A 17,736-nucleotide genomic window follows, 5' to 3' on the forward strand; every position below is an offset into this window, starting at 1 on the left:
GGGTCTGCCGGACGCGGACGCGACGGCCGCGCTGGTCCGGGTCGGCGGCACCGGCGGCAGCTGGCGCGGCAGCGCGGGCGTGCACGACCTGGCGAGCGGCCGGAGGGCGGACCCGAACGCCCGCTTCCGGGCCGGTTCGACGACGAAGGTCGTGACGGCGGCGACCGTACTGAAGCTCGCGGCCGAGGGCCGGGTCGACCTGAGCACCCCGATCCAGCACTACCTCCCGGGGCTGCTCACCCCGGACTTCGCGCCGATCACCGTACGGCAGCTGCTGAACCACACCAGCGGCATCCAGGCGGGCGACGGCTGGGGCGACTCGTTCGAGGAGCAGTACGCGCACCGCTTCGACACGCTCACCCCCGCCCAGGTCGTGCGGTCCGCGGTGGCGAAGGGCCCGGAGTTCTGTCCGGGCCACGCGCAGGACTACCTGAACATCAACTACACGATCCTCGGCATGCTGATCGAGAAGGTGACCGGCCGCTCCTACGCCGCCGAGGCCACCCGGCTCGTGCTGCGCCCCGCCGGGATGCGGGACACCTGCTTCCCCGGCACCGACCCGCGCATCCACGGCCCGCACAACCACGGCTACCAGGCGGTGAAGAAGGCCGACGGCGGCACGGAGTTGGTGGACGTGACGGACTGGAACCAGGCCGACCGGTGGGCCGCCGGTGACATGATCTCCACGACGGCCGACCTGGAGCGGCTGCTCACCTCGCTCTTCCGGGGCCGGATCGTGCCCGGCCCGCAGCTGGAGGAGATGTTCACCGTCCCCTCGCACATCGAGGGCGCCACCTACAGCGCGGGCCTGCAGCGGTTCGCGTACAAGGGCCGGGTGTACTGGCTCAAGAGCGGCGCGCGGTACGGCTACAGCGCGGTCGTCGGCGGCACCCGGGACCTGAGCCGCACCCTCGTCTACTCGGTCGGCTCGACCGACGCCAAGGGCGAGACCATGAACCCGGTGGCCCAGCGGATCGCGCTGGCCGCGCTCAAGTGACGTCCGTCCTCCGGGGCCCCTGCGGATCAGCCCAGGGGCTCGTCCAGCGGTACGTGCCGCACGCCCGGCAGATGGCCGTCCAGCTCACCGGGCTCGAACCGGCACATGCCCACCGCGTGCCAGAACTCGCCGGTGACGTCGCCCTCGTACTTGTAGCCGCCGGAGGGTGACAGCGCCGCCCAGCCGCCCGGCATGCCGACCAGGGTGGCGCGCAGGGTGGCCGGGGCGTCGGCGGGGACGTTCCACAGCCGTACCGTGCCGTCCTCGCCGCCGCTGGCCAGCAGGGAGCCGTCCGGGCTGAAGGCCACCGCGAGCACCCGGCCGGTGTGGCCGGTCAGGGCCGCGGTCTCGCGGCCGGTGCGCGGATCCCACAGGCGGACGGCCCGGTCGTCGCCCGCCGTCGCCAGCAGGGGCCGCAGCGGATGCACGGCGGCCGTCCACAGCTTGCCGGTGTGGCCGGTCAGCCGGTGCACGACCGCGCCGTCCTTCCAGATCACCGCCTGGCCGTCCCAGGAGGCGCTGACCAGCCAGGAGCCGTCCGGGGCGAAGGCCACGGCGTAGACCCGGTCGGTGTGTCCGTCGAGCACGGCGGTGATCCGGCGGTCGGCCATGTCCCAGATCCGCACCTTGCGGTCGTCGCAGCCGGTGGCCAGCACGGCGTCGTCGGACCGGAAGGCGATGGCGCGGACCCGGCCGTAGTGCTCGGTGATGGTGGCGACGTGCGCCCCCGTGACCCGGTACCACAGCCGCACCGTGTCGTCGTCGTTGGCGGTGGCGATCAGATCGCCGTCGGCGCTGAACGCCTCGGCCCACACATGGTCCGTCTCGACGTCGAGTTCGCGCTGGTACTCGCCGGTGGCGGCGTTCCAGAGGTAGATGTCACCGTCGCTGCTCGCGGTGGCCAGCAGTGGGCCGGACGGCCCGAACACCGCGGAGACCAGGCGGTCGCTCTGTCCGGTCAGCCCGCGCAGCCGGCGGCCGGAGGCGGTGTGCCACAGCCGGACGTACCCGTCGTTGCCGCCGGCCGCGAGCATCGAGCCGTCGGCGCTGAACGACAGGGTGCCGATCCGGCGTCCGTGGCCGCGCAGGATCCGCTTGCCCTGACCGGTGGCCGGGTCCCACAGCCGTACGACCCCGTCGTTGCCGCCGGTCACCAGCAGCGAGTCGGAACCCGCGGCGGGCGTGTCTCCGTGCGGCCGGAACTTGCACACCCAGACCGAGCCGCGGTGCTCGGCGGGCTGCCGGCTCAGCGGGACGGCGACCGGGTCGGCCTGCTCGTCGACGCGCCACAGCCGGACCACCCCGGCGCTGTCCCCCGCGGCGAGCAGCGTCCCGTCGGGGTCGAACAGCACCTGGTAGACGGCACCGCGGCAGCCGCCGAGCAGCCCGGCGCAGCCCCCGGCCTCCAGGTCCCACAGCCGCACCTCGCCGTCGGTGTCACCGCTGACCAGGAAGCGGCCGTCGGGGTGGAAGTCGAGGGTGTAGACGCGGCCGGAGTGACCGGTGAACTCGTGGCGCAGGGTCCGGGTCGCGAGGTCCCAGACCCGGACCGTGCCGTTGCGCCGGTCGTCGCCCCGGTCGCCGGTGGCCAGCAGGGTGCCGTCCGGGCTGTACCGCGCCCGGTACACCGCGCTCTGGTGGCCGGGCAGTTCGCCGACCTGCTGCCCGGTGGCCAGGTCCCACAGGCGTACGGCGGTGGAGGCGTCGCCGGTGACCAGGGTGGTGTTGTCCGGGGCGAAGCTCACCGTGTAGACGGGCGCGATGTGGCCGGGCAGCCGGTGCAGCGGTCGGCCCGAGGCGGTGTCCCAGACGGTGACCACGCCGTCGGCGTCCCCGGTGGCCAGCAGGGAGCCGTCGGTGTCGAGGGCGAGGGGCCAGACGCCGCGCGGGTGGATCTCCAGCACGTGCAGGCAGCGGCCGGAGACCGGGTCCCACAGGCGTACGGTGCCATCCGAGCTGCCGCTGGCCAGCACCCGTGCGCGGAACTTGACCGCGTAGACCCGGCCGGTGTGCCCGCCCAGGGTGCGCAGCGGCATGCCGGTGACGGCGTCGCAGACGAGCACGCTGCCGTCCTCGCTGCCCGCGGCGAGGAGTTCGCCGTCGGGACTGTACGAGATGGGCTCGGGCAGCCGGCTGGTCCGCATGTCGAAGCCGTACGGGACGCCGACCGCGGAGGGTCTGAAGCCCGAGTCGACGCTCATGCCGGGGGCGATCGACGCGGTGGCCAGTTCGGGGGTGCCCGGCAGCCCGGGTCCGGTGGTCGCCGAGATCAGCGCCGCCTGCCGCCACCGGCCGCCGTCGACCCGGGCGCCGGTCAGGTCGGTGCGGATCAGCCGGGCCCGTCTCAGGTCGGCGCCGCGCAGGTCGGCGTCGGTGAGATCCGCGCCGTCGAGCCGGGCGCCGGTCAGCCGGGCGTGCCGCAGGACGGCGCCGGAGAGGTTGGCGCCGACCAGCCGGGCGTCGGTGAGGTCGGCGCGGGTGAGGTCGACGCCGGCGAAGTCGCGGTGCGAGAGGTCCTCGCCGGCCAGGGCGGCACCGCGCAGGTCGGTGTGGGCGGGCACGCGCAGCCGGGTGAGAATCTTCACGGCGTTGGAGCGGGCGACCTCCTGGCCCCGCGCGGTCGGCTCCGTGCCGTCGGGGGAGCCGCTCAGCTCCCGTTCGGCCCACTGCTGGCAGGTCCGGTGGTCGGCGAGGTCGCACAGGAACTCGACGGCGAGCTGGCTGAGTTGGCGGCGCGCCAGCAGGCTCGGGTCGCCGTCGGTCAGCCTGAGGGCGCAGGCGCGGGCGATGAGCCACTCCACCACCGAGCCGTGGATGAACCGGAACACGCCGTCGGCGTTGCGCACCAGCAGGCTGCCGGAGCCGATGGCGTGCGCGGTCTGCGGCACCGACAGCCGGGTCTCCGCGAGCCCGGTGAGGGTCTCGGCGACATCGGTGAGCTCGTCCAGCCGCAGCGATTCCTGGCCGCTCTCCCACAGCCTGAGGGCGAGCGCGGTGACCGCGTTCCACAGCTGGTCGAGGCTCAGTCCGGGGGCCCGGCCGGCGCCGCCGCTGCCGCGCTGTTCCTCGAAGCCCAGCCAGGCGGTGAGCACTTCCTGGTAGAGCCCGGCGGGGCTGAGCGCGCGGCCCGCCCCGGCGACCGCGCGCAGCCGCTCGTCGTCGAGGTCGGCGACGAAGCCGAGCAGCCGGGGGTTGCGGCACAGCGCGAGCAGGTCGGGGATGGCGTCGAGGAGCCGCAGCCGGCGGTCGGCGGCCTGGGTGTCGCCGCCGTACCGGTTGACCAGGTAGGCGTGGATCTGCTGCGGGGTGAACTCCTGGACCGCGAGCACCCGGCGGTGCGGCAGCAGGCCGACACGTTCGCCGAGCGCGGTGAGCACCTGCCCCTGGGAGCGGAAGTGCTGGGTGCGGCTGCTGACCACGATCTTGGCGCTGTCCACGGCGGAGTCCAGCAGCACCTGGAGGCGTTCGGCGGCGCGGTCGTAGGTGACCTGGTTGACGAGTTCGTCGAAGCCGTCGAAGAGCAGCACGATCCGGCCCTGCTGGAGCATGTACCTGAAGGCGCGCAGGTCGATGTTGTCGACGCCGTGCGCGGCGAGGTGGGCGGCGACCAGGCCCTCGAAGGAGTAGGCCCGGTCCAGTGCGTTCAGTTCGATCAGCAGCGGGACGAGGTGCGGCAGTTCGGTGGGGATACGGCGGGCCAGCTCGCGCAGCGCGAAGGTCTTGCCGTGCCCGAAGTCGCCGAGGAGCAGTAGGAAGCGGCCCTGGTCGGAGTCGAGCAGCCGGAGCATGTCGTCGACCAGCCCGTCGCGGTCCTCGGCGTCGAGGCGCTCGATCTCCCGGTACCGCTGGGGCAGGTACATGCCCGGGGGGTAGCGGGGGTCGGTGCGCAGCCGCTCGCTCTGCCCGCTGACGTAGCCGCGCAGGTCGAGCAGGCCCTGGAACTCGGTGAAGCTGCGCACCCTGACGCCCCGGCGGCGGGCCTGGTCGCGCAGTTCGCGGGCGGGCGGCGGGCCGTCGTGGACGAGTTCGGCCTCGGTCTCGGAGTCGGCGGCGTGCACGAGGGCCACGAACCGGTCGATGTCCTGCCGGGTCGGGGTGCCGGTGTGCACGGCCACCCGCTGCTGCCGGACGAAGCCCGACTGGGTCCAGGTGACGAGGAGTTGGGGCACCGGCCCCTCGACCGGGCGGATCTGGGCGCCCTCGTGCCGGGTGCGGCAGACCTCGGAGACCCGGGCGAGCAGGATCTCGGCCGGGGACTGCACGGCGCGCGGTTCCGGCTCCGGCGCGGGTCGGCCGGCCGGATCGGCCGAGGTCATGGCGCCCGGGCCGGCGCTGCCCGGACCGCCGTCCTCCTCCGGGCCGAAGGCGCGTTCGGCGCGCCGCCACTGGACCGGGCGCCGCTGCGGCTCGCCCGGACCCTGCCAGCTCGACAGGCCGTCGCGGCTGATGCGCAGCAGCTGGTGCCGGCCGGGTCCGACGGCGCCGATCACCGGCACCTCCCCGGTCGTGGTGGCCAGGGCGGGCAGCGCGCCGGGGTCGGTCGGGCCGTGCAGCAGCAGGTGCAGCCGGGGCGCGGTGAGCCGGGCGAGCACCTCGGTGTCGCGCAGCGGCCCCGCGCCGTCCTGGGCGCCGGCGGTCCGGCGGGCGGTGGCGGAGGGCCGGCCGGCGCCCGGGGAGTGGCGCAGGACGCCGATCCGCAGCCAGCCCTCGGTCTCGTGCGGGCGCAGCGCCTGGGCGAACCAGGCGGCCTGCTCGGCGCCGACCAGGCCGTACTGGTCGTCGCGGCGGTGGCTGTAGGCCATGGAGGAGTTCAGGCCCGCGACGACGGTGTGCAGCTCGGGCACGGGGAAGAGGGTCCACGGCTGGTCGCTGTCGAAGACGACGTCGAGGCCCTGGTAGAGCTCCTGGAACAGCCGGGCGTAATGCCGCCACTTCGGCCAGTACGGCGGCCGGGGCGGCATCTCGTCGGCCTCGCAGTTGCTGAAGTAGGCCTGGCAGGCGGCCTGGTTGACGTCCTGGCCGCCGGGCACGAGGGCGACCCGGTGCGGTTCGAGGCCGAGCAGGGCCCGCAGGCCGGTGAGGAAGGACAGGGCCTGTTCGAACTCGCGGCGGCTGCCCGAGGCGGTCAGGTCGCCGGTGACCACCAGCAGATCGGGGGCGGGCGCTCCGGCGTCGGTGAGTTCGACGAGGTCGCCCCAGATCGCGGCCTGCAACTCGGCGGGGTCCAGGCCCCGGCCGAAGGCGGGCCCGGCCAGGTGGAGCACGTTGACCGCCTCCCGGGCCCGCAGGTCTCCGGAGACTCTCGGGTACACGGGCGGCGCGGCGGGCCTGCGGCGTCCCGCCCACGCGGGGCGCCCGACCGGTCTTCCGGGCGGCGCCACGGTCGGGGCCGCCGGGCCGGGAACGGCCGGCCGGCCGTTCTGCCCCGGGTAGTCGGGGCGCAGACTGGGCCGGGCCCGGCCGTCGAGGGCCTGGCGGACGCGGGTGAGGAGCAGTTCGCGGGCGGCCGCCGGATCGGTGACCGGGACCAGGTCGACGTAGGTGATGGTGGCCAGCAGGCCCTCCACCGGGATGTCCTCGACCCGTACGGTGATCAGACGCCGCTCAGGGGCGTCGGGGTCGGCCCGTAACGCGGCCTGCCATTCCATGCGTCCGTACCGCGACCGCTCGTAGTTGCGGGACAGTACGGCGATGACCGCGGCGGATTCGCTGACCCCCCGGTCCATGAAATCGACGAAATTGGTGCCCGGCACGAAGTCCCAGGCCTGGAGTACCGTGCGATAACCGGCCTCCTCAAGGGACCAGGCGATCCAGGACGCCCAGCGTTCGTCGGCGGGTGAGTAGCTGATGAAGAAGTCCAATGGCCCGGTATCGGTGTCCCCCGGAGCGATCTGTCGCGCCACCATGTATCCATAATGCCGTGAAAAGACAGGTTGAGACGGTCCGTTTCGAGGCGTTCCCCAGCGATCGGGTTTCACCCACGTACAGATGTGCGACCCTTCCTGGGATGCGTGTCTTCTTGCGTCTGCATGTCCTCGACCGGGTGGCGATCGGTCTGCTGGTGGCCGGTCTCCTGTGCGTAGCCACAGGATGGCTGCCCACGGGACCGGCGTCCGACGCGATGAACCGCATCGCCCCGCTGCTGGCGTTCCTGGGCACGGTGATCGTGCTGGCCGAGCTGACCAGCAGGGCCGAGGTGTTCGACGTGGTGGCCGCCCGCGTGGCACGGGCCGGCCGGGGCAGTTATCCCCTCCTGTTCCTGCTCTGCGTGGCCTTTGCCTCGGTCACCACCATCGCCCTGAACCTGGACACCACCGCCGTCCTGCTCACCCCGGTGGTGCTGGCCCTCGCCACCCGGATCGGGATCGCGCCGGTGCCCCTGGCGATGACCACGGTGTGGCTGGCCAACACGGCGAGCCTGCTGCTGCCGGTCTCCAACTTGACGAACCTGCTGGCCGCGAACCGGGTCGCGCTGTCCCCGCTGGGCCTGGCCGGCCGGATGTGGGCGCCGCAACTCGCCGCCGTCGTGGTGACGATGGGGTGCCTGTGGATGTTCTTCTGGCGGCGCGGCAAGCGCGGGACGGAGGGCGTCCCGGACCTGGCCGACGCGCTGGCGGACCGGCCCGACCGGATCGGCGCGGGGGCCTCCGGTCCGGGTGCGGCGCGCGCCGGGGACGTACGCACGGACCGCGCCGACCGCTACCGTCCGCCCGGCGTGCACCGGCCCGCCGACCGGGTCCTCTTCCGGGCCTGCGCCCTGGCCTGCGGCGGCTTCCTGATCGCCATCCTGGTGGCCGACGTACCGCTGTGGATGGCCTCCGCGACCGCCGCGGCCGTCGCCGTGGCGGCCTTCGGGGTCCGGGACCGGTCGGAGCTGCGGCTGTCGCTGATCCCCTGGCGGCTGCTGATGATGGTGCCCGGCATGTTCCTGGTGGTCGAGACCGTCAACGCCCACGGGCTGCACGACGTGCTGGCCTCGGCGATCGGCGACGACGGCGGCACGCTCGGCCTGCTGCGCGCGGCGGCGGTCGGCGGCGGCCTGTCCAACGTCCTCAACAACCTCCCCGTCTACCTCGCCGGAGAGGCGGCCGTCCCGGTCGCCAACCACGACCAGCTCCTCGCCCTGCTCGTCGGCACGAACGCGGGCCCGGTGATCACCCCGTGGGCGTCCCTGGCGACGCTGCTCTGGTACGAGCGGTGCCATGCGTACGGGGTACGGGTGCCGGTGCGCCGACTGATGGGCACGGGCGCGGTACTGGCCGCGTCGGCGGTGCTGGCGTCGGTGACGGCGTTGGCGTTGACCCGCTAGCCGTGGGTCTTCACGGCGCCGAGGAATGCCGCCCAGGCCGGCGCCGTGAAGACCAGGGCGGGGCCGGTGGGGGTCTTGCTGTCGCGTACGGGGACGTGGGTGGGGGCGGCGAGGTCGTTCACTTCGAGGCAGTTCCCGCCGCTCTCGCCGCTGTACGTCGACTTGCGCCAGCCGGTCAGTACCGATGCATCAGGGATGCTGTTCTCGCTGTGCCTCATGCTCGTAATCCTCCGCGACGGCCTTGAGCAACGCCAGGGACTTACGGTGCGACAACGCGTCGCCCAGCGCATGATCGTAGACGTCCTCCAACTCACGTACCGTCCCTTGCAGTTCCCAGATCCGCCCCGATTTCAGGCCCTCGACGTAGGCGACGGGCGGAAGCTCCTCGAACCACATGAGCTTGACGGGGCCCTCCAGCAGAGCATGGGCACCCGCCCTGAAGGGGAGCACGTGGATGCGGATCCGTCGGCTCTCACCCAACTCCTGAATGTGCCGGAGCTGCTCGCACATCACCCCGGGTCCGCCGATCACCTGGCGTAGGACCGCCTCGCCCAGCAGGAGCGTCACCCTGGGCGAGTCGAAGTTGTCCATGAGGCGAGCGCGTTCGAGACGTGTGGCAAGCAGGCTGTCCCGTCGCTCGTCGCTCTTGGCGGGATGACCGGAACCGAGCACCTCGCGCGCGTACGCCGGCGTCTGCAGGAATCCCGGGAGGAGAGTGCTGGCGTACTCCTTGATGGCGACGGCCTGCCGCTCCAGCTCCGCGGCCTCCGCGAAGTGCTCCGCCACCTTCCTGCCGTCCAGGGTCGGCAGGAACCGCTCGAAGAAGCCGCCCGTTCCCAGGACTTGGTCGAGGCGGCGCGCGTCCTCCACGTCCGGGCGGCGCCGCCCCGCCTCGATGTGGGCGATGTGGGTGCGTGACATGACGACACGCTGGCTCAGTTCCTCCTGTGTGAGCCCGGCCGCCTCTCTGCGCCGCTTCAGTTCCTGGCCGTACTGCTCCCTGGAACGCGGATTGTCCTCGATCGCCACCTGCTCAGCTCCCCGTGGTGCGGACCCTGATGTCACGCTCGGTCATCTGTTGAACCTACCCACGCCCACGTCACGCTGTGCATGCATCACCACGGAAAGTGAAGGGCGTTGGCATGCGGGACAAGGAAGACGGGCTCATCGGCGCGTACCTCACGTTGCGGGTCTCCCGGGACGGGGGCCGGACCTGGGGGCCCAGGGTGACCTACCAGCCGTCGCGGGACGCCGCGCCGTTGGACCTGATGGGCCGGTTTCCGCCGTGCGCGTGTCCTCGGTGCCGGGAGAAGCGCTGACCGGGGCCGCGGCGACCAGGTCGAGCAGGTGCTGGAGCACCTCGGGCCGCCCGGCGACGAAGGAGCGCCCCGTGTCGGGGCCGCTGAAGCCGCCGTCGAACTCGCCGCCGTCCAGGTGCCGTACGACGACTCCGGCCTCGCGGGCGAGGAGCGCGCCGGCGGGCAGGTCGATGGCTTCCGCGCGGTAGCCGACGAAGCCGTCGATGTCGCCGCGGGCGAGCATGGCCCAGGCGACCAGGGGCGCCCAGAGCTGGAGCAGCCGGCGGGAGCGGCGTTCGAGGGTGTGCCTCAGGCCGCAGGCGGCGGGGTCGTCGCGGGCGACCGAGTGGCCCTGGGTCCAGGCGAGCAGCGGCCCGGACGACGGGAGCGGGCGGCTGTCGGCGGGTGGGGCGAGCGGGCCGTTTGGCCCGTGCGCTCCGCTCCCCCGCCGGGCCGACCAGGTGCGGCCGGTGACCGGATCGTGCACGACGCCGACGACCGGGGCGTCGTCCACGCACAGGGCGATGCCGACGACGTAGACGGGCAGGCCGATGACGACGTTGTTGCTGCCGTCGAGCGGATCGACCAGCCAGGTGCGGCCGCCGCCGTCGCCGCGGAGCTCGCCGGACTCCTCGGCGAGGATGCGGTCGTGCGGGAAGCGCTCCCGGATCCGGTCGACCACGAGTTGCTCGGCCATCAGGTCCAGGTCGGTGACGACGTCGCCGCGCCGGCCCTTGGGGCGGGCGGTGAAGCCGTCCGGGAACCGGGACCGCAGCAGCGCCCCGGCCTCCTCGGCGGCCGAGACCGCCGTACGGTGCTCGGAGGTGAAGCCGGCCGAGGGGTCAGGGTTCGGGCTCATGGATCCTCCTGAGGGCGACCTGCGCGATCCGGGCGGTCTGGCTGGCGTCGCACGTCCTGCGGACCATCCGGTGACCCGGGGCCTGTAACGGGCCCAGGGAGAGGTCTGCCCTGCCCGGCAGGGTCCGTCCCAGCACCAGGGTGGCGGTCGGGCGGCCGTCCGGCACGACGCTGGTGTGGAATTCACCCGCCGGAAGGTCGTAGGTCTGACCGCGCCCGCTCGTCTGTTCGACGTCGGGCGCGCAGCGCACCAGTCGCTGTGTGGGCCGCAGTTCGTCCACGCCCGACGGGTCGCTGAGCACCTCGAAGACCCGGTGGGTGGGCCGCTCGGTCACGTCGGCGACGCTCATGCGCCGGTTGCCGAGCCGCCCGTACAGCACGGTGCTGGTCAACTCCCAGCTGTGGGAGTGCACTTGAGGGGCCGCCTCGTCCGGCGCCGCCTCGGGCGCGCCGAAGACGTGAACGCAGACCCCCTCACTGCCGTCGCGCAGGATCGGCAGGCAGACGAACCCGAGTGGATGGCGGACCGCGCACAGGGGGCGGCGGCCCGAGACGATCCGGTCCAGTTCCGATACGGCGTGTCGCGTCAGCTCGGCGGCGGCCTGCCGCCGGGCGGCCCGTTCCAGGGCCGGGTAGTCCATCGTTTCCCCCTTGGGACCTGTGCACGGCGCTACCTGCGATACGGGTCCTCCGCATGCAGCGCCTTGTCGATGATGTCGGCGACGTCAGGGTCGGTGAAGCTGGTGGGCAGCGGCAGTCCGAGCCGGTCGAGCAGGCGTCTGACCTCGTCGACGGTGGGCTCGTCGCCGAGCGGGGTGGCGTCCCGCAGGTCGAGCTTGTGGGACTGTTCCCTGCTCTGGTGCAGCTCGGTGACGTAGTAGTCGTAGAGCGGCCGGTCCCGCGCGACGAGCAGGCTGACCCGGCGCGGGTCGTCCTGGGTGATGATCAGGCAGTTGTCCGAGAGGTCGAAGCGCAGGGCCGGCGCCACCGAGGACAGGTGCACGTCGATCTCCAGGGTGTCCAGCCGCTGCCGGTACCACGTGGCGGCGACCACGGTGGCGTACGCCTCCTTGCGGGTGCGCTCGGTCGTCCACTCGGCGAGGTCGCCGTCGCCGTGGCCCTGGCCGAACGTGCGCCGGAACCGGGCGTAGGCGCCGCACACCTGGTCGTCGGCCGGGTCCACGATGTCGATCTTCATGCTGAGGGAATGGCGCTGCCGCTGTGCCTCCAGCACGCACTGGGGCAGCGTGACGGCTCTCAGATAGGTGCCCGTACCGCCCTTGAACACCCAGCGGGTGGTGTCCCGCCGGGCCCGCTCGTGCGCCTGCGCCACCTCCGCTCCGGACAACGTCCGCACCATGGCCAGGTCTTCGATGGCCCGGCTGGTCCCCTCGGTCGCGGCCCGGATGTCGGTCACCCGGCGCCGCCGCTCGGTCAGCGACCCGAAGACCAGCGCCGCCAGCACCAGCAAGGTGGCACCGGAGACGATGTTGTTGTCCATGTGCTGGTCGAGCACGTCCATGAGCCCGACCACGAGGGCCACGCCGATGGCGACGACCCCGTCCGCGTTCCTGACCGCCCAGGCGATCGACTCCTCCAGCCGATGCCCGGCCCCCTGCGGTGTACTGCGCGTCACGACCACCCTCCCCCGACGGTGGATTCCATGGTAGGAGCAACCACACTCCGACAGCTATGCGAAAAATCGGCCTCACCCGAGAGTGTGGTTGTCCGCCACCTGACCCCTACCGATCGTTGACACCTTCGGCACAACCGTGCCCGAATCATTGGAAATTTGCCTGGTATGCCAGTAAATTTCCGGCCACCGCTTCGAGAGGTCACCGGCAGACGGGGGCAAAGGATGAGCACCGACGACCGTGGCGCGGTGACGACCGGGATCGCACGGCTGCACGCGTCACCCGGGCTCGCCGGACCGGGCCGGCTCGGGCTGGTCACCAACCACACCGGCGTCCTGCCCGATCTGCGCCCGGCCGCGCCCGCGCTGATCGAGGCCGGCGCGCGGCTGATCGCCCTGTTCGGGCCCGAGCACGGGCTGCACGGAACAGCGCAGGCCGGTGAGAGCGAGGCCGCCCGGGAGGAGCCCGACACCGGCCTGCCGGTGTACGACACCTACCGGTCGAGCGGCGAGCGCCTCGACAAGCTGCTGATCGACAGCGGCGTGGACGCCCTGGTGTTCGACCTTCAGGACATCGGGGCCCGGTTCTACACCTACGTGTGGACCATGTTCGACCTGATGGTCTCGGCGGCCCGTACGGGCGTACGGTTCGTGGTCGCCGACCGGCCGAATCCCCTCGGTGGACTCGTCGGCGAGGGCCCGCTGCTGGACCCGGCGTGGGCCTCCTTCGTCGGACGCGCCCCGATTCCCGTCCGGCACGGCCTCACCTGCGGTGAACTCGCGCGGTGGCTCAACGCCTCGACGGTGCCCCAAGTGGCGGGCACCGCCGTCGACTTGACGGTGATCGCGGTCGTGGGATGGCGGCGCGCCATGGATGCCGGGGCCATCGGCCTGCCGTGGGTCGCGCCCTCGCCGAACATCCCGACGCCCGCCACCGCCGCCGTCTATCCCGGCACCTGCCTGTTCGAGGGCACGAACCTCTCGGAGGGCCGGGGCACCACGCAGCCGTTCGAGCTCGTCGGGGCCCCGTACATCGACGCGCGGTTCGCGCCCGCGCTCGCCGAACTCGCCCTGCCCGGAGTGCGCTTCCGCGATCTGCGGTATGTACCGGCCTTCCACAAGCACGCCGGCCGGCCGCTGCGCGGGGTCCAGCTCCACGTCACCGACCGGGAGGCGTTCGCTCCCGTACGGACCGCCGTCTCGATGCTCGCCACGCTGCGGCGGCTGTACCCGGACGACTTCGCCTGGCACACCACCGACGGCACCGACGGCACCGCGGAAGGGACCGGCCATCGGCACTTCATCGACCTGCTGTGGGGCTCCGACCGGCTGCGCCGCGCCGTCGACGCGGGCGCCGACCCGCTGCCGCTGTGCGATCCGCCGGCGCCGCCCGGCCGGTGGGCCGGGGACGACGTGCTGCTCTACCGCTGAGGCGTCACGTCCTTGGCGAGGCCCACGTATGGAAGGACAACCCCGTCGATGACCGATCGCACGACGACGACCCGGGCGCGGTCGCGTGGCTTTCGTGCGGGCGACGGCCCGCCGTTGGTGGAGGCGTGGCGCCGCAGCGCACCCGCCGACCCCATCACCCCGGACCGCTTCCGCTCCCTGGTGCTGCTCGACGCCAACTTCGATCCGGAGGGGCTGCGGATCGCCGTCGACGGCGACCGTGTCGTCGGCGCCGCCTACGCGGTGCGCCGGCTGACCCCGATGACCGGTACCGACCTGGAGCCGGAGCAGGGCTGGATCCCGTTCTTCTTCGTCGACCCGGCCGCCCGCGGGCGCGGCATCGGCCGCCGGCTGCTGACCGACGCCCTCGACTGGCTGCACGGCCACGGCCGCACCCGGGTCGACTTCTCCTCGTACACCCCGAACTACCTCCTCCCCGGCCTGGACGCCGAGACGTACCCGCAGGCGGCGGGGCTCCTTGAGTCGCTCGGTTTTCGCACGCTGTACGAGGCGGCGGCGATGGACCGCACCCTGGTCGGCTACCGCTTCCCGGACGACGCCGCGGGCCGCCTGGAGGAACTGACCGCACGGGGCCACCGGTTCGCCACCCCGGCCGACGACGACCTGGTGGAGCTGGTCGCGCTCGCCGGGCACCACTTCACCCCGGACTGGGCGCGCGCGATCCGGGAGTGCCTCGCCTCGGGCACACCGCTCGACCGGATCGTCGTCGCCCGGGACCCGTCGGGCCGTCTGGTCGGCTGGGCGATGCACGGGGCGTACGAGTCGGCGGACGAGCGGTTCGGACCGTTCGGGGTGCTGGAGGAGCTGCGCGGCACCGGACTCGGCAAGGTCCTGCTCCACCTGGTCCTGGAGCGGATGCGGGCGCACGGCGCGCACTGCGCCTGGTTCCTGTGGACCGGCGAGCGGTCCCCGGCGGGGCACCTGTACCGCGCGGCCGGTTTCCGTACGACCCGGGTGTTCCGCGTGCTGCGCCGGGAGGCCACCGGATGACAGCGTCACCGTCACGCGGCCGGGGCCTGAGCCGTCGGCACTTCGCGCTCGCGCTCCCCTCGGCGCTGCTCGCCTCCGGATGCGCCGCGCCGCACCGGGGCACCGGACGGCCCGGGGACCCGATCGTCCTCACCCTGCTCTCCCACTACGCGAGCGGCGAACTCAAGGCGGCCCTGCAGGGCCCGGTCGACGAGTGGAACGCCACCCACGACCGGGTCAAGGTGCGTACGAAGGCCGTCGAGTTCACGGACCTGCTGACCACGGTCATGGTCCGGCAGGCCGCGGGCCAGGGCACCGACATCCTGCACCCGTACTGCCTGTGGAACGGCCAGCTCGTCCGGGCCGGCGTACTGCGGCCCGCCCCGCCGGAGCACGCCGAGGAGATCGGACGCGGCTACGGCGCGGCCGCGGTCGGCTCCGCATCGGTGGAGGGCAAGGTCTACGGCTACCCCACCGAGATGCAGACGTACGCCCTCTACTACAACAAGCGGCTGCTGCGCGCGGCCGGCATCGACCGCCCTCCGCGCACCTGGCGGGAGTTGGAGGACGCGGCCTACCGCACCGCCCGGCGGGACGCGTACGGCAACACGCTGGTCCAGGGGTTCGGGCTCTCGACGTACGACGACTCCACCACCGTCGGCCAGACGCTCGCGCTGCTCAACGCCGCCGGGGGCAGGTTCGTCTCCGCGGACGGCAGGAGCACCGCCATCGACTCGCCGGCCGGCCGGGCCGTGTTCGACCTGGAGCACCGCCTGGTCGTCAGCGGCGCGAGCGCCCCCGGCGTCAACGTCTACCAGGCGTTCGCGTCCGGGCAGGTGGCCATGGTGGTCAGCGCCGGCTGGTGGACCACGAACCTGAAGGGCCTGATGGGCAAGGACTACCGCGATGTCGGCGTCGCGCCCGTACCCGTCCCCGAGGCGGACGACCGGCCCGCCACGCTCTCCACCGGCTTCATGCTCGGGGTCAACGCGGCCGCCAAGTACCCAAGCGAGGCGTGGGAGTTCCTGCGCTGGCTCAACACCGAGAAGGTGCGTGTGAAGGGCCTCGGAAAGAGCGCCGGGACGGGTGCGACGGCGACCCGGATGAGCTCCCTACAGGTGTCGGTCGGCTCCCTCACCGGCCGCGCCGACGACATGCGCACGCTCCTCGGCCGGGGCGGCGACCCCAACCTGCGCCCGTTCCTGGACGCGCTGGCGTACGCGGTGCCGGAGCCGAACGTGCCCGGCGCGCAGCAGGCCAAGTCGCTGCTGCGCAAGAACATCGAGGCGCTGTGGACCGGCCAGCGGTCGGTCGACGAGGCGCTGCGCACCACCCGCCGCCAGGTCGACCAGGAGGTGTCGCGCTCATGGTGAACGTCCTGACGCCGGAGACACAGGAGCGGGCGGCACACGGCCCGCCGTCCGCCGGAGCCGCCGTCGACGGCCGCGGCCGCACCCGGCAGCGGCGCCGCCAAGCCGTCGTCGCCTACCTCTTCCTGGTGCCGACGCTGCTGTTCTACGCGGTCTTCCTGATCCTGCCGCTCGGCTTCGCGCTGCTGCTGTCGATGTCCCGCTGGGCCGGGTTCGACCTCGGCGACATCGACCCGGTCGGCCTGGACAACTTCGCCGGCCTCTTCGCGGACGGGTCGACGTTCCTGGCGCCGATCCTCACCAACACGCTGCTGTTCGCCCTGGGCACCGTGGCCCTCGCGCTCTCCGGCTCGGTGGTCGTCGCCACCTGCATCGACAAGCTGCGGTTCCAGGGGCTGTGGCGCACGCTTTACTTCCTGCCGATCGTCACGACCGTCGTCGCCGTCGGCAACGTATGGAAGTACATGTACGAGCCGGGCGGCCTGGTCAACGGCGTCCTGAACGCCCTCGGGCTCGGCTCGGTGGCGTTCCTCCAGGACCCGGACACCGCGCTGCCCGCGGTCGTGGTCGTCCAGGCCTGGGCCTCGGTCGGCTCGGCGATCCTCATCCTGACCGCCGGGCTGAAGTCGATTCCCGAGTCGTACTACGAGGCCGCGGCGCTCGACGGCGCCGGGCCCGTCACCGTCTTCTGGAAGATCACGCTGCCGCTGCTGCGGCCGTCCCTGCTGTTCGTGTGCGTCACCCAGTTCCTCACCGGCCTGCAGTCGTTCGCGCTGATCATCGTGATGACCAAGGGCGGGCCGGGGGACGCGACCAATGTGGCCGCGCTGGAGATGTACCGGCAGGCCTTCTCGTACGGCGACTGGGGCACCGCGAGCGCCGCCGCCTTCGCCCTGTTCGTGGTGGTCCTCGCGGCCACCCTGGCGCAGTTGTGGATGTTCCGGCGCAAGGGGGAGGACGCATGACCCGCCGCCGTTTCCCGTGGTTCTCGTATCTGCTGGTGGTGACCGGCGCCGTGCTCACGGTGGTGCCGTTCCTCGACATGCTGATGACGTCGTTCAAGGGGCCCGGCGAGTCCGGCACGCTGCCGTACCGGTTCCTGCCCGAGGCGTTCGACCTGTCCAACTACCGTGCGGCGATCGACCAGCTCGATCTGCCGGTGCTCTTCCGCAACAGCGTCGTCGCCACCGGAGTGATCACCGGGTCGGTGCTGCTCACGTCGTCGCTCGCCGGCTACGCGCTCGCCAAACTCCGCTTCCCCGGCCGGAAGTTCATCTTCCGCCTGGTGCTGTCGACGATGATGTTCCCGCCGTTCCTCTTCTTCGTCCCGCACTTCCTGATCCTGGTGCACTGGCCGCTGGCGGGCGGCAACGACCTGTTCGGGCGCGGCGGCGCGGGCCTGACCGTCAGCATCGTGGCGCTCGCCATGCCGTTCCTGGTCAGCAGTTTCGGGATCTTCCTGATGCGCCAGTTCATGGTCTCGATCCCGGACGAGGTCCTGGAGGCCGCACGCATCGACGGGGCCGGCGAGTTCGCCGTGTGGTGGCGGATCGTGGTGCCGCAGACCAAGCCGGTCCTGGTGACGCTCGGGCTGCTGACCTTCGTCGACGCCTGGAACGAGTACATCTGGGCGCTGCTCGTGTCGACCGCCAACCCGGACGTGATGACGCTGCCGGTCGGCATCCAGCTCCTCCAGGACTACGTCGACCCGACCCGCACGCTGCCCATCGTCATGGCCGGGCTCGTCCTGAGCATCCTGCCGGTCCTGACCCTCTTCCTGCTGCTGCAGAAGTACTACATCCGCGGCGTCATGCTCAGCGGCCTCAAGTGAT

General features: G+C 72.6%; 13 protein-coding genes. 7 read left to right on the plus strand and 6 right to left on the minus strand.

Annotated features, from left to right (window positions below; all coding sequences use genetic code 11):
- Positions 1–997: serine hydrolase domain-containing protein (locus IPZ69_RS30150; RefSeq protein ID WP_235457794.1), on the plus strand; the 997-nt coding region annotated here is incomplete at its 5' end.
- Between the two features lie 26 nt (positions 998–1,023).
- Here the strand turns inward: IPZ69_RS30150 and IPZ69_RS30155 are convergent.
- A complete protein-coding gene (locus IPZ69_RS30155; protein ID WP_235457795.1) occupies positions 1,024–6,903 on the minus strand; it encodes a WD40 domain-containing protein in 5,880 nt (1,959 codons plus the stop codon).
- A gap of 101 nt (positions 6,904–7,004) precedes the next feature.
- Here IPZ69_RS30155 and IPZ69_RS30160 point away from each other — a divergent pair, with 101 nt between their 5' ends.
- Positions 7,005–8,306 carry an ArsB/NhaD family transporter gene (locus IPZ69_RS30160; protein WP_235457796.1) on the plus strand — a complete coding sequence of 434 codons (1,302 nt, stop codon included), beginning with the start codon at positions 7,005–7,007 and terminating at the stop codon, positions 8,304–8,306.
- Here the strand turns inward: IPZ69_RS30160 and IPZ69_RS30165 are convergent.
- The 5 genes from IPZ69_RS30165 to IPZ69_RS30185 all read right to left on the minus strand — a co-directional run bounded on the left by IPZ69_RS30165 (position 8,303) and on the right by IPZ69_RS30185 (position 12,098).
- The gene (locus IPZ69_RS30165; protein WP_235457797.1) at positions 8,303–8,524 is read right to left on the minus strand and encodes a DUF397 domain-containing protein; all 222 of its coding nucleotides are present in this window, start codon (positions 8,522–8,524) and stop codon (positions 8,303–8,305) included. The two genes, IPZ69_RS30160 and IPZ69_RS30165, sit on opposite strands and share 4 nt — an antisense overlap.
- Positions 8,496–9,335, minus strand: coding sequence for a helix-turn-helix domain-containing protein (locus IPZ69_RS30170; RefSeq protein ID WP_235457798.1), 840 nt, complete (start codon positions 9,333–9,335; stop codon positions 8,496–8,498). Before IPZ69_RS30170 ends, IPZ69_RS30165 begins: the two co-directional genes overlap by 29 nt.
- 150 nt (positions 9,336–9,485) lie before the next feature.
- Positions 9,486–10,463 carry an inositol monophosphatase family protein gene (locus tag IPZ69_RS30175; RefSeq protein WP_235457799.1) on the minus strand — a complete coding sequence of 326 codons (978 nt, stop codon included), beginning with the start codon at positions 10,461–10,463 and terminating at the stop codon, positions 9,486–9,488.
- Positions 10,447–11,103: a hypothetical protein gene (locus IPZ69_RS30180; RefSeq protein ID WP_235457800.1), complete on the minus strand. Its 657-nt coding sequence runs from the start codon at positions 11,101–11,103 to the stop codon at positions 10,447–10,449. The genes IPZ69_RS30175 and IPZ69_RS30180 overlap by 17 nt, the downstream gene beginning before the upstream one ends.
- 29 nt (positions 11,104–11,132) lie before the next feature.
- The gene (locus IPZ69_RS30185) at positions 11,133–12,098 is read right to left on the minus strand and encodes a hypothetical protein (protein ID WP_235457801.1); all 966 of its coding nucleotides are present in this window, start codon (positions 12,096–12,098) and stop codon (positions 11,133–11,135) included.
- Between the two features lie 222 nt (positions 12,099–12,320).
- On the opposite strand from IPZ69_RS30185, the gene IPZ69_RS30190 reads away from it, so the two are divergent.
- Genes IPZ69_RS30190 through IPZ69_RS30210 form a run of 5 tightly spaced genes read left to right on the plus strand, consistent with a single transcriptional unit; the run spans position 12,321 to position 17,735 of the window.
- Positions 12,321–13,526 carry an exo-beta-N-acetylmuramidase NamZ family protein gene (locus IPZ69_RS30190; protein WP_235457802.1) on the plus strand — a complete coding sequence of 402 codons (1,206 nt, stop codon included), beginning with the start codon at positions 12,321–12,323 and terminating at the stop codon, positions 13,524–13,526.
- A 48-nt stretch (positions 13,527–13,574) separates the two neighbouring features.
- Positions 13,575–14,555, plus strand: coding sequence for a GNAT family N-acetyltransferase (locus IPZ69_RS30195; RefSeq protein ID WP_235457803.1), 981 nt, complete (start codon positions 13,575–13,577; stop codon positions 14,553–14,555).
- Complete coding sequence (locus IPZ69_RS30200) at positions 14,552–15,907, plus strand: ABC transporter substrate-binding protein (protein WP_235457804.1); 1,356 nt, start codon at positions 14,552–14,554, stop codon at positions 15,905–15,907. The genes IPZ69_RS30195 and IPZ69_RS30200 overlap by 4 nt, the downstream gene beginning before the upstream one ends.
- On the plus strand, positions 15,901–16,869 hold the full coding sequence (locus tag IPZ69_RS30205) for a carbohydrate ABC transporter permease (protein WP_235457806.1): 969 nt from the start codon (positions 15,901–15,903) through the stop codon (positions 16,867–16,869). The genes IPZ69_RS30200 and IPZ69_RS30205 overlap by 7 nt, the downstream gene beginning before the upstream one ends.
- On the plus strand, positions 16,866–17,735 hold the full coding sequence (locus tag IPZ69_RS30210) for a carbohydrate ABC transporter permease (RefSeq protein ID WP_235457807.1): 870 nt from the start codon (positions 16,866–16,868) through the stop codon (positions 17,733–17,735). Before IPZ69_RS30205 ends, IPZ69_RS30210 begins: the two co-directional genes overlap by 4 nt.
- The last annotated feature ends 1 nt before the right edge of the window (position 17,736 follow it).

The sequence above is a fragment of the Streptomyces olivochromogenes genome (assembly GCF_021538895.1).
Lineage (GTDB): Bacteria > Actinomycetota > Actinomycetes > Streptomycetales > Streptomycetaceae > Streptomyces > Streptomyces olivochromogenes_A.